This window comes from Haloarcula litorea (assembly GCF_029338195.1).
Classification (GTDB): domain Archaea; phylum Halobacteriota; class Halobacteria; order Halobacteriales; family Haloarculaceae; genus Haloarcula; species Haloarcula litorea.
Map to the genome: position 1 here is coordinate 2,570,378 of NZ_CP119779.1, position 13,377 is coordinate 2,583,754.

A 13,377-nucleotide genomic window follows, 5' to 3' on the forward strand; every position below is an offset into this window, starting at 1 on the left:
AGCGGGGGGTGTTTTCACAGCAGATAATCGGTGACGTGAGTTTATATGCGTGGGTGGCATTCGGCCTGTAAGGACACTCCGACGGCACGTTCACGGGTCCCCGTGCGTGTCCACGTGTGTCACAGGTGAGACAAAAATGGAACTCAAACGATTCTTCGACGACGACGACGCTGTGTCGCCGGTCATCGGGGTCATCCTGATGGTCGCGATCACGGTCATCCTGGCCGCGGTCATCGCCACGTTCGTGCTCGGACTCGGTGAACAGGTCGGCAACACGGCTCCGCAGGCGAGCTTTAGCTTCGATTATGATGAAGCTACGACTGATACCCTGACTATCGTCCACGACGGTGGTGATACTATCGATAACACTGAACTATCGGTGACTGCAACAGATAGTTTCCATCAAGAAGGGGGGTCTGGTGATTACACCTCAAGAACGTTCGATGAGCTCGGTTCTTCTACTGAGGTCTCTGCGGGTGTCTCAGTGACAATCGAAGAAGACTCTACGAACAGTAATGGATTTTCTGACGACACTGTCCGCGTCGTCTTCAAATCCGAAGAAGGCGGTAGCTCCGCTACCCTCGGCGAGTGGGACGGCCCCGACGCCTGATCGGCCACCCGTCTTGCGCTCGTCGGACGCCAGCACAAACGATTAATACTCTTCTCCGGACTACGTGAACGTATGAGACGGTCGGCGTTGTGTCGCGGTGTGATCGGCGATGAGTAGCCAGGTGGCACAGTCGTCGGCAGGATCGACCACCGCGCTCTCGAAGGGGGAGATCTTCGACGTGCTCCAGAACGAGCGCCGCCGCTACGTGCTCCAGTATCTCCGACAGAACGGCGGCCCGGTCGAACTCGGTGATCTCGCGTCCCACGTCGCCTCGATGGAGTACGACTGTGACTCGTCGGACGTCTCCAGCGCGCAGCGCAAACGCGTCTACACCACGCTCCAGCAGACTCACCTCCCGCGGATGGACGAGACCGGGATCGTCGACTACGACGACGAGGACGGCGTCATCGCCACCACGGAACAGACCGAGGAGCTGACGGTGTACCTGGAGATCGTCCCCGGGAGCGAGTTCCCGTGGCGCGAGTACTACCTCTCGTTCAGTGCGGTCAGTCTCGCCGTCGTCGTCGTCCTCTGGGTGGGCGTCTACCCCTTCACCCTCGTCCCGCCGCTCGTGTGGGCGACGGTGATGGCGGTCGTCCTCGCCGGGTCGGCGCTGTACCACAACGTCGCCGGCCGCGAGATGACCTTGACCGAGTACGTCGACGAGCAGGCCGAGGAGTGAGCCGACGCGATCCGCTATCACCGTTGATAATCTGAAACTTTGTATTGAGTTCTGAGTTAACTTCTAAGACGGCCGATTTCGGCGTTACAAGCCCGGCTTGAAGCAATTCTGGGCTGCGATTTGGCACTGAAAGGTAGTTAGGGTATAAGTACTCGGTTCCCATTACGGGAGACACAGCACACCAGTGCGAGCAGCCCGGTGGGAGTAAGGACGGGTTACGGCTCGTGACACAGCGGTGTGCGTGGACACGATACAACTATGGATCTGAAACAGCTCTTCGACGACGACGACGCTGTGTCGCCGGTCATCGGGGTCATCCTGATGGTCGCGATCACGGTCATCCTGGCGGCGGTCATCGCGTCGTTCGTCCTCGGACTCGGCGATCAGGCACAGCAGACAACTCCCCAGGCGAGCTTCTCGTTTGATTACGACGAGAGTTTCGGCGACTCCGGCGAAGGTGTACTAGAAATCACACACGATGGCGGAGACACCATTAGCGGATCGAGCCTGTATATCCGCGGGAGTGGTTGGGTAGATGCTAGTTCGGGGACAGATTTCTCGAGTGACGTTGATATCGATAGCACTAACAGCGATGATACTTGGGATGATGCAGCTTCTGAAACTGAGGTAAGCGCCGGTGAATCAATTGCTGCAGGCGTTGGTGATGGTTACGAAATCCGAGTTATCTACGAGACACAAGAAGGCGACAACTCCGCAACCCTCGCTCAGGACTCCGGTCCGGACGCGTAACTGACCACTTCCCTCCTCTATTTTATCCGTTCGCCAGCCACAGCACTCCCGCGATATTTTTATCCCACTCTCCCGACTGCCCGATAACGATGGATTACCCGCGTGCCGCTACCTTCGCCGTCGCCGGCGTCGTCGTCGCGGCGGCGCTGGTCTCGGGTCCGCTGGTCCCCGGTGTGACGCTGACCAGCGAGCGGGACGTGACCTACGGGGGCGGCAACGCGACGGTCGCCTCGGTCTCGCTGCCCGATCGGGCCACGCTCGACAGCGGGTCGTACGGCCAGGACGGCTACTACCTCGCCGTGCCCCCCGCGACGGTCCGCTTCGCCGCGCTCGACGGGTCGCCCTCGGTGACCTACCGACTGCAGATCCCCGACCTCGGCTACGCCCGGTCGACGGTCCACTTCCTCACCGGCGACGTGGGCGGCAGCTACGAGGCGACGTTACGGCCCGACAACCTCGCGACTGAGACGGTCCGACGGGACCGCTACGAGGGGACGGTCAGCGTGGTCGTCGAGGACGACGCGGGGCGGCGACGGGTCGCCGCCGGGAACGTCACCGTCGAGGTGATCGAATGAGCACGGAGACGGACGGGATCGGGGTCCGCGCGACCGCGCGGACCGGCGACTCGTTGGCGACGGTCCGGCGGGTCGCGTTCGGCGACCGCGTCGGGCTCTCGATATTCCTCGCCTCGCTCTGTCTGTTCGGCCTGCTCTGGCAGGCGCGGATCTTCATCACCGACACGTACGCGCTCGCGAACGGACTGCACGCGCTCGCCCGCGGGCAGATCCACATGACCGAGGCCGCCTACGGGCCGAATCTCCTCACCCCGGGTGCGAAGCGCTACGGTGGGGGGATCATCTCGCGCAACTACGGCGTCCTCGTCCTCTCGCTGCCCTTCCTCGGCCTGGTGGAGCTCCTGGCCGCCACCACGTCGCTGCGGATCGGGTTCGTCGCGCTCTGGTCGCTGACGCTGCTGGCGCTCGTCCGACAGGTCGGGACGCTCTCGGATCGACGGTGGGTCGTCACCGCCGGGTCGGTCGCGGTCCTCGGGCTGTTCCTGTCGAACGTCGCCGTAGCGACCCCGGTGGAAGCACGGCCGGAGTACTACGCGCTCCAGCTGTTCCACGCGACGATCGCGGCGCTGGCCCCGGTGCTCCTGTACCGACTCGCGTCGCGCATCCACACGCGCCGGATCGGGCTGGGGGCCGCGACGCTGTTGGCACTCGGAACGCCGCTGGCGCTGTGGGCGACGGTCCCGAAACGCCACGTCGTCACGGCGACGGTGGTCCTGGCCGCCGCGTACTGTCTGTATCGGAGCCGCAGTCCTGGGACCGCGGACGCCGCCGCCACACCGCGAACCTTCCGTGCGAGTGCGTACGCGGCGATCGGCCTCTACGCCTGGGTCCACGCCCCCGAGGCGCTGCTGTTCTGCTGTGTCCTCGCGATCGTCGACGTTCCGACGGCCGACGACAACAGCCCGACGGCGCTGGCCTACGTGGCCGTCGCCTTCGGGCTCTCGCTGCTCCCCTTCTTCGTGACGAACTGGCTCACGACGGGGTCCCCGGTTCTCCCGTCCAGGATGGTGCGAACGGTCCCCGAGCAGGCCGCCGGTGTCGGCGGCGAAGGCACTAGCGGAGTCGGTGGTGGATCGAGCGACGAGTCCGTCGGTTTGCTCCGTGTCCTGCTCGCCCCGCTGGCGGACCTCGTCGGGTCCGTCCTGGAGCCAGTTTTGCTCCTCGGGGGGCTCATCGCGGATGGGGCCGTCGCGGTTCTCGCGGAGCCGGGCGACGTCTACGTCACCCTCTTTCGATCGAGCGCGTACTCGCCGTCGGCACACGCCGACGGGCGGGCGGTGAACCTCGCTCTGTTCGAGTCCGCACCGGTACTCGGCGGACTGGCTGCCGCAGTCCCGGCGGTCCGACGAACGCTGGGCTCGACGGCCGGACGCGCCCGGGCGGCCGCACTCTCACCGGCTCGAACGGTCGACCTCTTCTGTGTGGGGTCGGCAGTCGGGGTGCTGCTGTTGTACACCACCCGGCTGCCGATCCACGCGCAGGTGACGGTCAGATACATCTTCCCGCTGTTCCCCCTGGGGATCTACTGTCTCGTTCGGCTTCCCGCGGTTCGGACTGTCTTCGCGGACCACTGGCGCGCGTTCGTCTGGGCCGTCGGCGGCGGCGTCCTGGTCGGCGGCCAACTCCTCGTGGTCGCCGTCGCGGCCGGCGTCGCCGGCGTCGGCGAGGCGTTCCAGCTCCACGCGCTCGTCGCGCTGGGTGTCGCCGTGCCCCTCGCGCTCTGGGGCGTGCTCGGTCGAACGGACGACACGTGGGGCCGGGCCGGTGCCGCGTTGCTCGGTCTCGGGACGGCGGCGACGCTCGTGTTCTGCCTGTTGACCGTCCTCGAGTACTACTCGCTGGGCAACAGCCACGCGCTCCCGCTGGTCCGGGTCGCCGCCGACCTCGTCGACGTGGTGTGACTCGGTGACGACGAACTTTAGTGATCCCTCGAAGTACCGTCGGCATGGACCGACTCAAGGAATCGTTGCTCGAGGCCCCGATCATCGAGAAGGACGGCTACCACTACTTCGTCCACCCCATCAGCGACGGCGTCCCGATGCTGCGGCCCGAACTCCTGCGGGAGATCGTCATCAAGATCATCCGCAAGGCCGAACTGGAGAACGTCGACAAGATCGTCACGCCGGCCGCGATGGGCATCCACCTCTCGACGGCCGTCTCGCTGATGACCGACATCCCGCTGGTGGTCGTCCGCAAGCGACAGTACGGGCTCGACGGCGAGGTGGCCCTCTCGCAGGTCACCGGCTACTCCGAGAACGAGATGTACGTCAACGACGTCTACGAGGGGGACCGCGTCCTCGTCCTCGACGACGTGCTCTCGACGGGCGGTACCCTCGCGGCGCTGACCGGCGCGCTCGAGGACATCGGGGCCGACATCTGCGACATCGTCTGTGTCATCAAGAAGGCCGACGGGGAGAACAAGCTCGACGAGGCCGGCTACGACGCCAAGACGCTCATCAACGTCACCGTCGAGGACGGCGAGGTCGTCATCGCCGACGAGCACGGCGACGGCTGAGCTTCGTAGGTCTGTTCCGCGTCGACCGCCCGAAGACGGGCGGTGGTAGCGGGGTTGCGACGATCACTATCAACAGGCGTACCACGGCTCGATACCGTCCGCGCGCACCCAGAACCCGACGTCCGGCCCCTCGCAGGACAGCTCGGGCGCGTACTCCCAGGTCTCTGCCACCCCGCCGTCGGTGAAGGCGTGGACCGTCGCGGGTTCGGTGTCGACGCCAGCCGACTCGTCGGAGTGTCCGGGGGCGAGGTCGTACACGCGGCTGAAGATCGGCGTCCCCTCGCCGTCTTCGACCCTGACGGCGACGGTCACCGATTCGTCCGTGTCGTTGGTCGGGATGATCTCCACCGTATCGCCTTCGCCGCCGTCGTTCGACGCGAGGCCGGCACAGCCGGCCGTGATCGAGACGGCTCCGGCACCGACCGTGGCCAGGAAGCTCCTGCGGGTCCGGGACTGGAGGGTGCTCTCGATCGGGGCCATCGTTCGACCGACTCATCGTAACGCCGCGACGTGAGTGTTCCGGCCCGGTCCGCGCTTCGGGTTTCTCTCGGCCGTTCAAATCTACGTCGCGACAACTCACTCACGTGTCGCTCGGCGATGAAACGCCTTGCGAGGTGAGTTCGTGAGAAGTAGCGGGAGGTAGATTTGAACTACCGATCTGCGGGTTATGAGCCCGCCGGAATCTCCTGGCTATCCCATCCCGCTACCCGTTCGTATCCGGTCCCGGTCATTAAGGGTTGTGATTCGGACGCCGTCCGTGAATTCCCCACGCGGGTCACTCGGCCTGGACCTGCCAGGTGAACAGGCTCTCGAAGACGTAGTTGACCAGCATCGCCACCCCGATGGCGATGGGGCTGGCCGCGAGGAACCACAGGTCAGTCCCGGCGACGACCAGCGTCACCGCCAGCTGCTGTGTGAGCAGCCAGTAGACGACAAGCTGGATCGAGACACCGCCCGAGCGGACGAGGTGGGATTTCACCAGCCGTCGGAGGAACGGCCACCGACCGGCGTCGCCGGCCTCTGCGAAGGTCCAGTGCTCGTTGACCAGGAACATCACGAGGATCGCCGTCTCGATGCCGGCGGCCTTCGCCCAGAGCTCGGGGACGCCGAAGCCGAGCCGGGCGACGGCGAGGACCGTGTTGTCGCTGATCGCGCCGACGACGCCGACGGAGACGAACTGGCCGAACCGGACACCGGAGACCAGCGACTCGAACCGGTCGGGGACGAACTCCTGGAGGCGGTCCGTCGGCGGCGTCATCGGTCGCGCTCGACGAGCGCCGTCGGCTCCTCGCGTCTGGACGCGATGGCGGTGTGCAGGCGGTCGTCGCGGAGTCGCTTGGCCCGGTGGCGGGCCGACAGCAGGGCTCGCAGCAGCGCGACGGAGTCCCTGACCGGCGACACCGTCGATCCCGGGCGGTCCTCCCAGACGATCGGGACCTCCGTCACCCGGAGGTCGAGCGCGCCGGCGACGGCGACCAGCTCCACGTCCCAGGCGAATCCCGGTTCGTACAGGTGGGCCCGGACCTCCTCCCAGGCGTCGGCGTCGATGGCCTTCGCCCCGCACTGGTAGTCGAACAGCGACACCGAGAGGAGGCGACCGGCGAGCCACGCGAAGCCGTCGCCGAGGAACCGACGGGCGAAGGTCTGGTGGCTCAGCACCTCGGCGTCGGGGTGGCGACGGGAGCCGACCCCGAGGTCGGCGTCGCCGTCGCGGACCGGGTCGACCACCTCGGCCAGCGCGTCCGCGGGTGTCGACCCGTCGGCGTCCGCGAACGCCAGCACGTCCGTCGACAGCGACTCGAACCCGCCGGTGACCGCAGCGCCTTTCCCCCGGCGGTAGGGAACCGTCTCGACCCGACCGGGCAGGTCCGCGAGCTGCTCGGGCACGCCCGGTTCCGGCGCGTCGAGTTCGACGACGACTTCGTCGGGTTCGAGGGTCGTGGCGACGTCCTCGACGTAGGAGCGGAGTCGCGCCACGTCGGGTCGGTAGGCGGGGACCACCACGCCCAGCGATGGCGACATCGTCCCGTTCTCCTGGGCCGGCGACCAAAAGCGATTCGGAGACGCGCTGCCGGCCCGCGGGAGTGGGAAAGACGTATAGGGACGGGTCGCAGTCTCTCGGGTGATGGAGTACGGTCTCGTCGCCCTCTGGCTCGCCCTCTATCTGCTGCTCGGCTACGTCGGTGCGACCGTCGCCGCGGCGCTGTTCCCCCGCTTCGCCGACCGCGGCGTGGCCTTCGGCGTCCCGGTCGCGCTGGTGGTGCTCTGGCTGGCCACGTACCTCCTCGGCCGAGTGTCGATCACGGCCGGCGTCTGGGTGGGCGTGGCGCTCCTGGTCGTGGCCGCGTGGCTCACAGCGGACCGCTTCGGGACCGTCGACGGGCGGGCGTACGCAGAGGTGGCGGCGGTGTTCACCGTCGCGTTCCTGCTCGTCGTCTGGATCCGGGCGCTGGACCCCGCCATCGTCCCGATCGGCGGCGAGAAGTTCCTCGACTACGGCCTGCTGAAGTCGCTCCTGCGGGCCGACAGCCTGCCGCCGGAAGACATGTGGTTCGCCGGTGAGCCGGTGGCGTACTACTACGGCGGGCACCTCCTGGCGGCCATCCTGACGCGGCTCACCGGCACCGCCGGGCAGTACGCCTACAACCTCGCGCTGGCGGGGTTCTACGCGATTCTGGTGACCGCCGCCTACGGACTGGCCGGAGCCGTCGCCGCCGACCGGGGCGTCCCCCGACGGCTGGCCGCGGGACTGGCCGCCTTCTTCGTCGGCGTGGCGAGCAACCTCTCGACGCCGGTGAAGTTCCTCGTCTGGGTGCTCCCCTCCGGGCTGTCCCGGTCGCTGGCGGACGCCGCGGGCTACGAGGTCGGCGGGCTGGCGGCCGGCCCGGACCGGTTCAGCTACTGGAGCGCGAGTCGGGTCATCACCGACGAGGCGGGCGACTTCGCGACCTACGAGCCGTCGGCGGCGCTCGTCATCGACGAGTTCCCGCTGTTCGCCTGGCTCAACGGCGATCTGCACGCCCACATGATGAGCACGGGCTTTCTCCTGCTGGCGGCGGCGCTGTGTTTCAGCTACTACCAGACGCCGGCCGTCGAGTGGCGGCGTCGACTCGCCCTGCTGTTCGGTGCGCTCCCGGCGCTCGCGGGGTTCGTCGCCGTCACGAACACCTGGTCGTTCCCCTCGGTCGCGGGGCTGGCGATGCTGACCGTCGCCGCCGCGCCCGCCGACCCGCGGACGCTGTTGCCGACGGGCGTGGCGGGCCGGCTGCGGATCGACGGGGTGACCGGCGAGGGCATCCGCGTCGGGCTGGCCGTCGCCGTCGCGGTCTGTATCCTCGCCCTCGGGCTGCTGTGGTCGCTCCCGTTCTGGCTCGGTGCGGCGAGCGGCCGCGAGGTGGCGGTCCTCCCCGACCGGACGAACCTCGCGGAGTTCCTCGCCGTCCACGGCGCGTTCGTCGTCCCGTTCTGGCTGTACTTCTACGCACAGACCGGGCGGGCAGTCGGGACGCGGGAGGCCCGTATCGTCGGCCTGGCCGCCGTCGCGTTCGCGGCCCTCGCCGCGACCGCGGACCTCGTCGCCGTCGGCGTCCTGCTCCCGCTGCTGGTCGGGGCGTGGCTGTTCGCCCGGTCGCCGACGCTGAGCCGGTCGATCGACGCCCTCCCGGCGCTGGCCGACGGCGGGGATCGGCCGGTGGAGTTCGAGGCCGTCCTCGTGATGGCGGGGGCCGGGCTCGCGCTGCTCGTGGAGTTCGTCTTCGTCCGGGAGAACGTCGGCCGGATGAACACCGTGTTCAAGACGTACATGCAGGTGTGGATCCTCTGGGGCGTCGCGGTCGGCCCGGTGCTGGCGTGGCTGGTCACGCGCTGGCGGCCCGCGGCCGAGCGTCGTCGCGCGTGGACGACCCACGGCACCCGCGCGCTGCTGGCCGTCCTCGTCGTCTCGACCTCGCTGTACGGCGTCTTCGCGCTCTCGGCACACGCCGACGCGGCCGGCGAGCCGACGCTCAACGGCACGGCCTACCTCGACCGGACCCACCCCGAGGAAGCCGAGGCCATCCGGTGGCTCGACCGGCGCGAGGGCCGACCGACCCTCGTCACCGCCGCGCCGGCCGGCTACGAGTGGGAGACCGCGGAGGGGAAGGGGGCGAGTGCGCCGGCGAGTCTGACCGGTCTGCCGACCGTCGCCGGGTGGTTCCACGAGGCCCAGTACCGCAACGACTCGGTCTATCAGCGGCGGGTGGAAGACGTGGCGATCATCTACTCGGGTCCCGCCGCCGAGCAGCGCCGGCTACTGGAGCGGTACGACGTGCAGTACGTCTACGTCGGCCCGGCGGAGCGGAGTCGCTACGAGCGGGTGACGGTCGATCGGTTGGCCGGCGTGAGCGTCGCCGCGAGGGGCGGTGACGTGGTGATCTACCGCGTCGACCAGTCGGAACTCTAGAAGGGTCAGGCCTCGGCTTCCGCGTCGGGCTCGCCCCGCTCGCGGACGACGGTGACGGCCTCGGCGTCGACGTTCTCGGTGTCGAGGTGGATCGGGATGTAGTCCTGCTTGTCGAAGGTCTCCTGCTCGTCCTCCGAGCCGACCGTACACCACAGCTGGGGCTCGTCGGGGCCGTGCCACTCGCCCTGCCGGGCGACGGCGAACACCTCGTACTCCTCGCCGTCGTACTCGATGCGGCCACCCTTCCGGAAGCCGGCGTCCCCGTGTACGATGAGCTTCTTCATACCCGCTCCTTGGCCAACGCCGTACTTAGTGACTTCGAAGGCGCGCCCGGGCGACGACGTCGCCGGCACTCACGACGCGTGACCGCCCCACATACGCACGAGGGCGGGCGCGGGCGAACCAAACGGGTTTTAAGCAGCCATAACGAACCGGGCCGTAAGGTCGATATCTATGGAGATGCCACGCCGGTTCAACACGTACTGTCCGCACTGTCACTCCCACCACGAACACGAGGTGGAGAAGGTCCGCTCCGGTCGCGAGACCGGGATGAAGTGGATCGACCGCCAGCGCGAGCGCAACTCCGGCATCGGGAACGACGGGAAGTTCTCGAAGGTCCCCGGTGGGGACAAGCCCACCAAGAAGACGGACCTCAAGTACCGCTGCTCGGAGTGTGGCAAGGCCCACCTCCGCGAGGGATGGCGCGCCGGCCGACTGGAGTTCCAGGAATAATGCCCGGGAGCTTCGTCACCGTCGCCTGTCCGGACTGCGAGAACGAACAGACCCTCTTCGAGAAGGCCGCCACCGACGTCGCCTGTGCGGTCTGTGGCCACACGCTGGCCCGCCCCACCGGCGGGAAGGCCGACATCGAGGGCGAAGTGACCGACGTCGTCGAGGCCCGATAGGATGAAGTACAGCGGCTGGCCCGAACCGAGCGAACTCGTCGTCGGCAAAGTCGACGAGATCGAGGACTTCGGCGTGTTCGTCGACCTCGAGGAGTACGAGGGCAAGCGTGGCCTCTGTCACATCTCCGAGGTCGCCAGCGGCTGGATCAAGAACGTCCGCGACCACGTCAACGAGGGCCAGACGGTCGTCGCCAAGGTGCTCGACGTCGACGAGAGCGCCCAGCAGATCGACCTCTCGATCAAGGACGTCAACGACCACCAGCGCAAGGAGAAGATCCAGGAGTGGAAAAACGAGCAGAAGGCCGACAACTGGATGGAACTGGCCTTCGGCGAGGACATCGACGACGAGACCTACGGTGCCATCGCCAACGCCCTGCTCGCGGAGTTCGGCTCGCTGTACGACGGCTTCGAGGCCGCGGCCATCCACGGCGAGGAGGCACTCGAAGACACGGACCTCGACGACGACGAGATCGAGGCCATCGTCGAGACGGCCCGTTCGAACGTCTCGGTGCCCTACGTCAACGTCACGGGCTACGTCGACCTGACCTGTCCCGAGAGCGACGGCGTCGACATCATCAAGGAGGCCCTGCAGGCCGCCGAGGGCGACGGCGACGTGCCCGACGAGATCGAGCTCGAGGTCACCTACGTCGGCTCGCCCGAGTACCGCATCCAGGTCCGCGCGCCCGACTACAAGACCGCGGAGGGCGAACTCGAAGAGAGCGCCGACCGCGCCCGCGCGGTCGTCGAGGACCACGGCGGCACCGCCCACTTCCACCGCGACCGCAACGAAGACGACGAGTAGTCGTGAAGTCGGACATCCTGGTCTGTTCGGACTGGGAGGCCGAACACGACCGCCCCGTCTACACGCTCTCCGACGCCTGTCCTCGCTGTGGGGCCGACGCCGTCAACAGCGCCCCCGCGCCGTTCGACCCGACCGACCCCCACGGCGAGTATCGACGTTCACTTAAGCGCCGACGCCGCGAATAGGCCGTATGGACGAATACGACATCGACGCTATCGCCGACCCGGAGCTCGACGAGCCGGTGCTGGTCGAGGGGCTCCCCGGCGTCGGCCACGTCGGAAAGCTCGCCGCCGAGCACCTGCTGGAGGAGCTCGACAGCGAACTCGTCCGCCGGGTGTACTCGACGCACTTCCCGCCGCAGGTGACCGTCGACGAGGGCCGGACGGAACTGGCCTGTGCGGAGTTCCACGCCGTCACGCCCGAGGACGGGCGGGATATGCTCGTCCTCTCGGGCGACCACCAGGCACAGGACAGCGAGGGTCACTACGGGCTGACCGACGCGTTCCTCGACGTGGCGGCCGACTTCGGCGTCGGGGAAGTGTTCGCGCTCGGCGGGGTCCCCACCGGCGAACTCATCGAGGAGTACGACGTGCTGGGTGCCTCGACCACCGACGAGACGGTCGCGGTCTTAGAGGACGCCGGCGTGGAGTTCCGCGACGACGAGCCGGCCGGCGGGATCGTCGGCGTCTCCGGCCTGCTGCTCGGTCTCGGTGAACGCCGCGGGTTCGACGCCGCCTGCCTGATGGGCGAGACCTCGGGCTACCTCGTCGACCCTAAGAGCGCACAGGCGGTTCTGGAGGTACTGGAGACGGTCGTCGGCTTCGAGGTCGACTTCGAGTCCCTGGAGGAGCGGGCCGACGAGATGGAGGAGGTCGTCCGGAAGATCCAGGAGATGGAACAGCAGAACGGGCCGGCCCCCTCCGACGAGGACCTGCGCTACATCGGGTAGAGCGAGCCTTTCTTGTCGGTCCGCGCCGTACGGCGGCGTGTGCAGGCAGCCGGTACGGTCCCAGAGTGGCTCCTCCTCGGCGTGGTAATCGGTGTCGCCGGGAGTCTGCTCGTCGCCGTCGTGTTCCTCGTGACCGCCCGCCTGTTCCCCGCCGAGCAGCGGGCCCGGCGTGCGCGGACGGTCGGCGACGGCGGCGAGGAGCGCCGCCGCGGCGAACTCAGGGAGTACCTCAGGGCGATCGAGGAACCGTTCGCGGAGAACCACTTCGTCGAGGGGCAACACGTCGCTTTCTACCTCCCCAAGCGGGACGTGGCGATCACGTTCGACGCCCAGGCGTACTACCGGATCGAGCGCTCGGGGACGACGCCGGTCCTGGTCGAACACGAGATGCCGGGGGTCCACCTCGGCGCGCGGCTCCCGTTCGAGACGCCGGAGGTGTCGCTCGGTCCCGACCCGGAACCGGTCAACCCCGCCGTCCAGGCGTTCGACGAACTCGGGCTCCCGCGCTCGGCCTCGCGGGCCGAGGTGAAGTCGGCCTACCGCGAGCGGGTCAAGGAGGTCCACCCGGACCACGGCGGCGACGAGGAGGCGTTCCGCCGGGTCCGGGAGGCGTACACGCTGGCCAAACAACACGCCTCGTAGGCCGGTCGGCCGCTCTACTCACCGCTTTGCTCGGCGTCTCGCTCCCGCTCGTACAGGTGGACCATCTCCGCGACGAACCAGAACTTCAGCGCCATCGACAGCGTCGTCGCCAGCGCGGTCTCCGCGGGGCGGCGTCGGACGGCGGCGAACAGAGCGTACAGGCCGGCGGCCGCGTTGCCGTAGTTCAGCACCTCGGGGTAGCCCCACCGGTCGTAGTCCCCGGCCGTCCAGAGGCGCTCGCCGTAGACGCCTTTCGTCATCCAGTCCGCGTCGCTCTCGGGCGGCGCGAAGAGGAAGGGATTGGCGACGACGAAGGCGAGAACGAGCGCGAGCCCGCGCCAGTCCCGCCGGTAGATGCAGGCCATCAGCAGCGGCATCGTCGCGGCACGGGTCCACCCGCTCTTGGGGTTGGCGTGGCGGGCCCAGAAGTAGCGGTCGAGGGCGGAGCCGTCGGGGTCGGGGCGGGGACTGGTCGCCATACCGGAGAGTCGCCCGCCCGCGAGAAA

At 68.0% G+C, this 13,377-nt stretch carries 18 protein-coding genes and 1 tRNA gene; 13 read left to right on the plus strand and 6 right to left on the minus strand.

Features of this window, described 5'->3' with window-relative positions:
- Nucleotides 1–136 precede the first annotated feature (136 nt).
- The 6 genes from P0592_RS13880 (at nucleotide 137) to hpt (ending at nucleotide 5,132) form a co-directional block, all read left to right on the plus strand.
- Nucleotides 137–610: a type IV pilin N-terminal domain-containing protein gene (locus P0592_RS13880; protein ID WP_276271499.1), complete on the plus strand. Its 474-nt coding sequence runs from the start codon at nucleotides 137–139 to the stop codon at nucleotides 608–610.
- A gap of 109 nt (nucleotides 611–719) precedes the next feature.
- The gene (locus P0592_RS13885) at nucleotides 720–1,292 is read left to right on the plus strand and encodes a DUF7344 domain-containing protein (protein WP_276271500.1); all 573 of its coding nucleotides are present in this window, start codon (nucleotides 720–722) and stop codon (nucleotides 1,290–1,292) included.
- A gap of 258 nt (nucleotides 1,293–1,550) precedes the next feature.
- Nucleotides 1,551–2,042, plus strand: coding sequence for a type IV pilin N-terminal domain-containing protein (locus P0592_RS13890; protein WP_276271501.1), 492 nt, complete (start codon nucleotides 1,551–1,553; stop codon nucleotides 2,040–2,042).
- Between the two features lie 89 nt (nucleotides 2,043–2,131).
- On the plus strand, nucleotides 2,132–2,617 hold the full coding sequence (locus tag P0592_RS13895) for a hypothetical protein (protein WP_276271502.1): 486 nt from the start codon (nucleotides 2,132–2,134) through the stop codon (nucleotides 2,615–2,617).
- Nucleotides 2,614–4,518, plus strand: coding sequence for a hypothetical protein (locus P0592_RS13900; protein WP_276271503.1), 1,905 nt, complete (start codon nucleotides 2,614–2,616; stop codon nucleotides 4,516–4,518). The genes P0592_RS13895 and P0592_RS13900 overlap by 4 nt, the downstream gene beginning before the upstream one ends.
- A 44-nt stretch (nucleotides 4,519–4,562) precedes the next feature.
- A complete protein-coding gene (hpt, locus tag P0592_RS13905; protein WP_276271504.1) occupies nucleotides 4,563–5,132 on the plus strand; it encodes a hypoxanthine/guanine phosphoribosyltransferase in 570 nt (189 codons plus the stop codon).
- A gap of 69 nt (nucleotides 5,133–5,201) precedes the next feature.
- Here the strand turns inward: hpt and P0592_RS13910 are convergent, their stop codons facing one another.
- The 4 genes from P0592_RS13910 to P0592_RS13925 form a co-directional block, all read right to left on the minus strand.
- On the minus strand, nucleotides 5,202–5,612 hold the full coding sequence (locus P0592_RS13910) for a hypothetical protein (protein ID WP_276271505.1): 411 nt from the start codon (nucleotides 5,610–5,612) through the stop codon (nucleotides 5,202–5,204).
- Between the two features lie 150 nt (nucleotides 5,613–5,762).
- Nucleotides 5,763–5,837: transfer RNA gene (locus P0592_RS13915), tRNA-Met, on the minus strand.
- 70 nt (nucleotides 5,838–5,907) lie between these two features.
- Entirely contained in the window at nucleotides 5,908–6,390 is a 483-nt protein-coding gene (locus tag P0592_RS13920; protein WP_276271506.1) for a GtrA family protein, read from the minus strand.
- Entirely contained in the window at nucleotides 6,387–7,154 is a 768-nt protein-coding gene (locus tag P0592_RS13925; protein ID WP_276271507.1) for a glycosyltransferase, read from the minus strand. The genes P0592_RS13920 and P0592_RS13925 overlap by 4 nt, the downstream gene beginning before the upstream one ends.
- A gap of 103 nt (nucleotides 7,155–7,257) precedes the next feature.
- Here P0592_RS13925 and P0592_RS13930 point away from each other — a divergent pair, with 103 nt between their 5' ends.
- The gene (locus P0592_RS13930; protein WP_276271508.1) at nucleotides 7,258–9,573 is read left to right on the plus strand and encodes a DUF2298 domain-containing protein; all 2,316 of its coding nucleotides are present in this window, start codon (nucleotides 7,258–7,260) and stop codon (nucleotides 9,571–9,573) included.
- Nucleotides 9,574–9,578: 5 nt separating this feature from the next.
- On the opposite strand, the gene P0592_RS13935 is transcribed toward P0592_RS13930, so the two are convergent.
- The gene (locus P0592_RS13935; RefSeq protein WP_276271509.1) at nucleotides 9,579–9,857 is read right to left on the minus strand and encodes an HAH_0734 family protein; all 279 of its coding nucleotides are present in this window, start codon (nucleotides 9,855–9,857) and stop codon (nucleotides 9,579–9,581) included.
- 169 nt (nucleotides 9,858–10,026) lie between these two features.
- Here P0592_RS13935 and P0592_RS13940 point away from each other — a divergent pair, with 169 nt between their 5' ends.
- From P0592_RS13940 to P0592_RS13965, 6 genes are read left to right on the plus strand one after another with little or no spacing between them, the layout of a single operon-like run.
- The gene (locus P0592_RS13940; RefSeq protein ID WP_276271510.1) at nucleotides 10,027–10,305 is read left to right on the plus strand and encodes a 50S ribosomal protein L44e; all 279 of its coding nucleotides are present in this window, start codon (nucleotides 10,027–10,029) and stop codon (nucleotides 10,303–10,305) included.
- On the plus strand, nucleotides 10,305–10,478 hold the full coding sequence (locus P0592_RS13945) for a 30S ribosomal protein S27e (protein ID WP_276271511.1): 174 nt from the start codon (nucleotides 10,305–10,307) through the stop codon (nucleotides 10,476–10,478). The genes P0592_RS13940 and P0592_RS13945 overlap by 1 nt, the downstream gene beginning before the upstream one ends.
- 1 nt (nucleotide 10,479) lies before the next feature.
- Nucleotides 10,480–11,280 carry a translation initiation factor IF-2 subunit alpha gene (locus tag P0592_RS13950; protein ID WP_276271512.1) on the plus strand — a complete coding sequence of 267 codons (801 nt, stop codon included), beginning with the start codon at nucleotides 10,480–10,482 and terminating at the stop codon, nucleotides 11,278–11,280.
- A 2-nt stretch (nucleotides 11,281–11,282) separates the two neighbouring features.
- Nucleotides 11,283–11,465 (plus strand): RNA-protein complex protein Nop10, encoded by a 183-nt coding sequence (locus P0592_RS13955; protein WP_276271513.1) that lies wholly within the window; start codon nucleotides 11,283–11,285, stop codon nucleotides 11,463–11,465.
- A 5-nt stretch (nucleotides 11,466–11,470) separates the two neighbouring features.
- On the plus strand, nucleotides 11,471–12,229 hold the full coding sequence (locus tag P0592_RS13960; RefSeq protein WP_276271514.1) for a proteasome assembly chaperone family protein: 759 nt from the start codon (nucleotides 11,471–11,473) through the stop codon (nucleotides 12,227–12,229).
- 39 nt (nucleotides 12,230–12,268) lie between these two features.
- Nucleotides 12,269–12,871 (plus strand): J domain-containing protein, encoded by a 603-nt coding sequence (locus P0592_RS13965; RefSeq protein ID WP_276271515.1) that lies wholly within the window; start codon nucleotides 12,269–12,271, stop codon nucleotides 12,869–12,871.
- Nucleotides 12,872–12,885: 14 nt separating this feature from the next.
- On the opposite strand, the gene P0592_RS13970 is transcribed toward P0592_RS13965, so the two are convergent.
- Nucleotides 12,886–13,350 (minus strand): DUF6653 family protein, encoded by a 465-nt coding sequence (locus tag P0592_RS13970; protein WP_276271516.1) that lies wholly within the window; start codon nucleotides 13,348–13,350, stop codon nucleotides 12,886–12,888.
- Between the last annotated feature and the right edge of the window lie 27 nt (nucleotides 13,351–13,377).

Coding starts and splice junctions, on each gene's coding strand:
- P0592_RS13880 (WP_276271499.1), top strand. CDS start 137: ATGGAACTCAAACGATTCTTCGACGACGACGACGCTGTGTCGCCGGTC.
- P0592_RS13885 (WP_276271500.1), top strand. CDS start 720: ATGAGTAGCCAGGTGGCACAGTCGTCGGCAGGATCGACCACCGCGCTC.
- P0592_RS13890 (WP_276271501.1), top strand. CDS start 1,551: ATGGATCTGAAACAGCTCTTCGACGACGACGACGCTGTGTCGCCGGTC.
- P0592_RS13895 (WP_276271502.1), top strand. CDS start 2,132: ATGGATTACCCGCGTGCCGCTACCTTCGCCGTCGCCGGCGTCGTCGTC.
- P0592_RS13900 (WP_276271503.1), top strand. CDS start 2,614: ATGAGCACGGAGACGGACGGGATCGGGGTCCGCGCGACCGCGCGGACC.
- hpt (WP_276271504.1), top strand. CDS start 4,563: ATGGACCGACTCAAGGAATCGTTGCTCGAGGCCCCGATCATCGAGAAG.
- P0592_RS13910 (WP_276271505.1), bottom strand. CDS start 5,612: ATGGCCCCGATCGAGAGCACCCTCCAGTCCCGGACCCGCAGGAGCTTC.
- P0592_RS13920 (WP_276271506.1), bottom strand. CDS start 6,390: ATGACGCCGCCGACGGACCGCCTCCAGGAGTTCGTCCCCGACCGGTTC.
- P0592_RS13925 (WP_276271507.1), bottom strand. CDS start 7,154: ATGTCGCCATCGCTGGGCGTGGTGGTCCCCGCCTACCGACCCGACGTG.
- P0592_RS13930 (WP_276271508.1), top strand. CDS start 7,258: ATGGAGTACGGTCTCGTCGCCCTCTGGCTCGCCCTCTATCTGCTGCTC.
- P0592_RS13935 (WP_276271509.1), bottom strand. CDS start 9,857: ATGAAGAAGCTCATCGTACACGGGGACGCCGGCTTCCGGAAGGGTGGC.
- P0592_RS13940 (WP_276271510.1), top strand. CDS start 10,027: ATGGAGATGCCACGCCGGTTCAACACGTACTGTCCGCACTGTCACTCC.
- P0592_RS13945 (WP_276271511.1), top strand. CDS start 10,305: ATGCCCGGGAGCTTCGTCACCGTCGCCTGTCCGGACTGCGAGAACGAA.
- P0592_RS13950 (WP_276271512.1), top strand. CDS start 10,480: ATGAAGTACAGCGGCTGGCCCGAACCGAGCGAACTCGTCGTCGGCAAA.
- P0592_RS13960 (WP_276271514.1), top strand. CDS start 11,471: ATGGACGAATACGACATCGACGCTATCGCCGACCCGGAGCTCGACGAG.
- P0592_RS13970 (WP_276271516.1), bottom strand. CDS start 13,350: ATGGCGACCAGTCCCCGCCCCGACCCCGACGGCTCCGCCCTCGACCGC.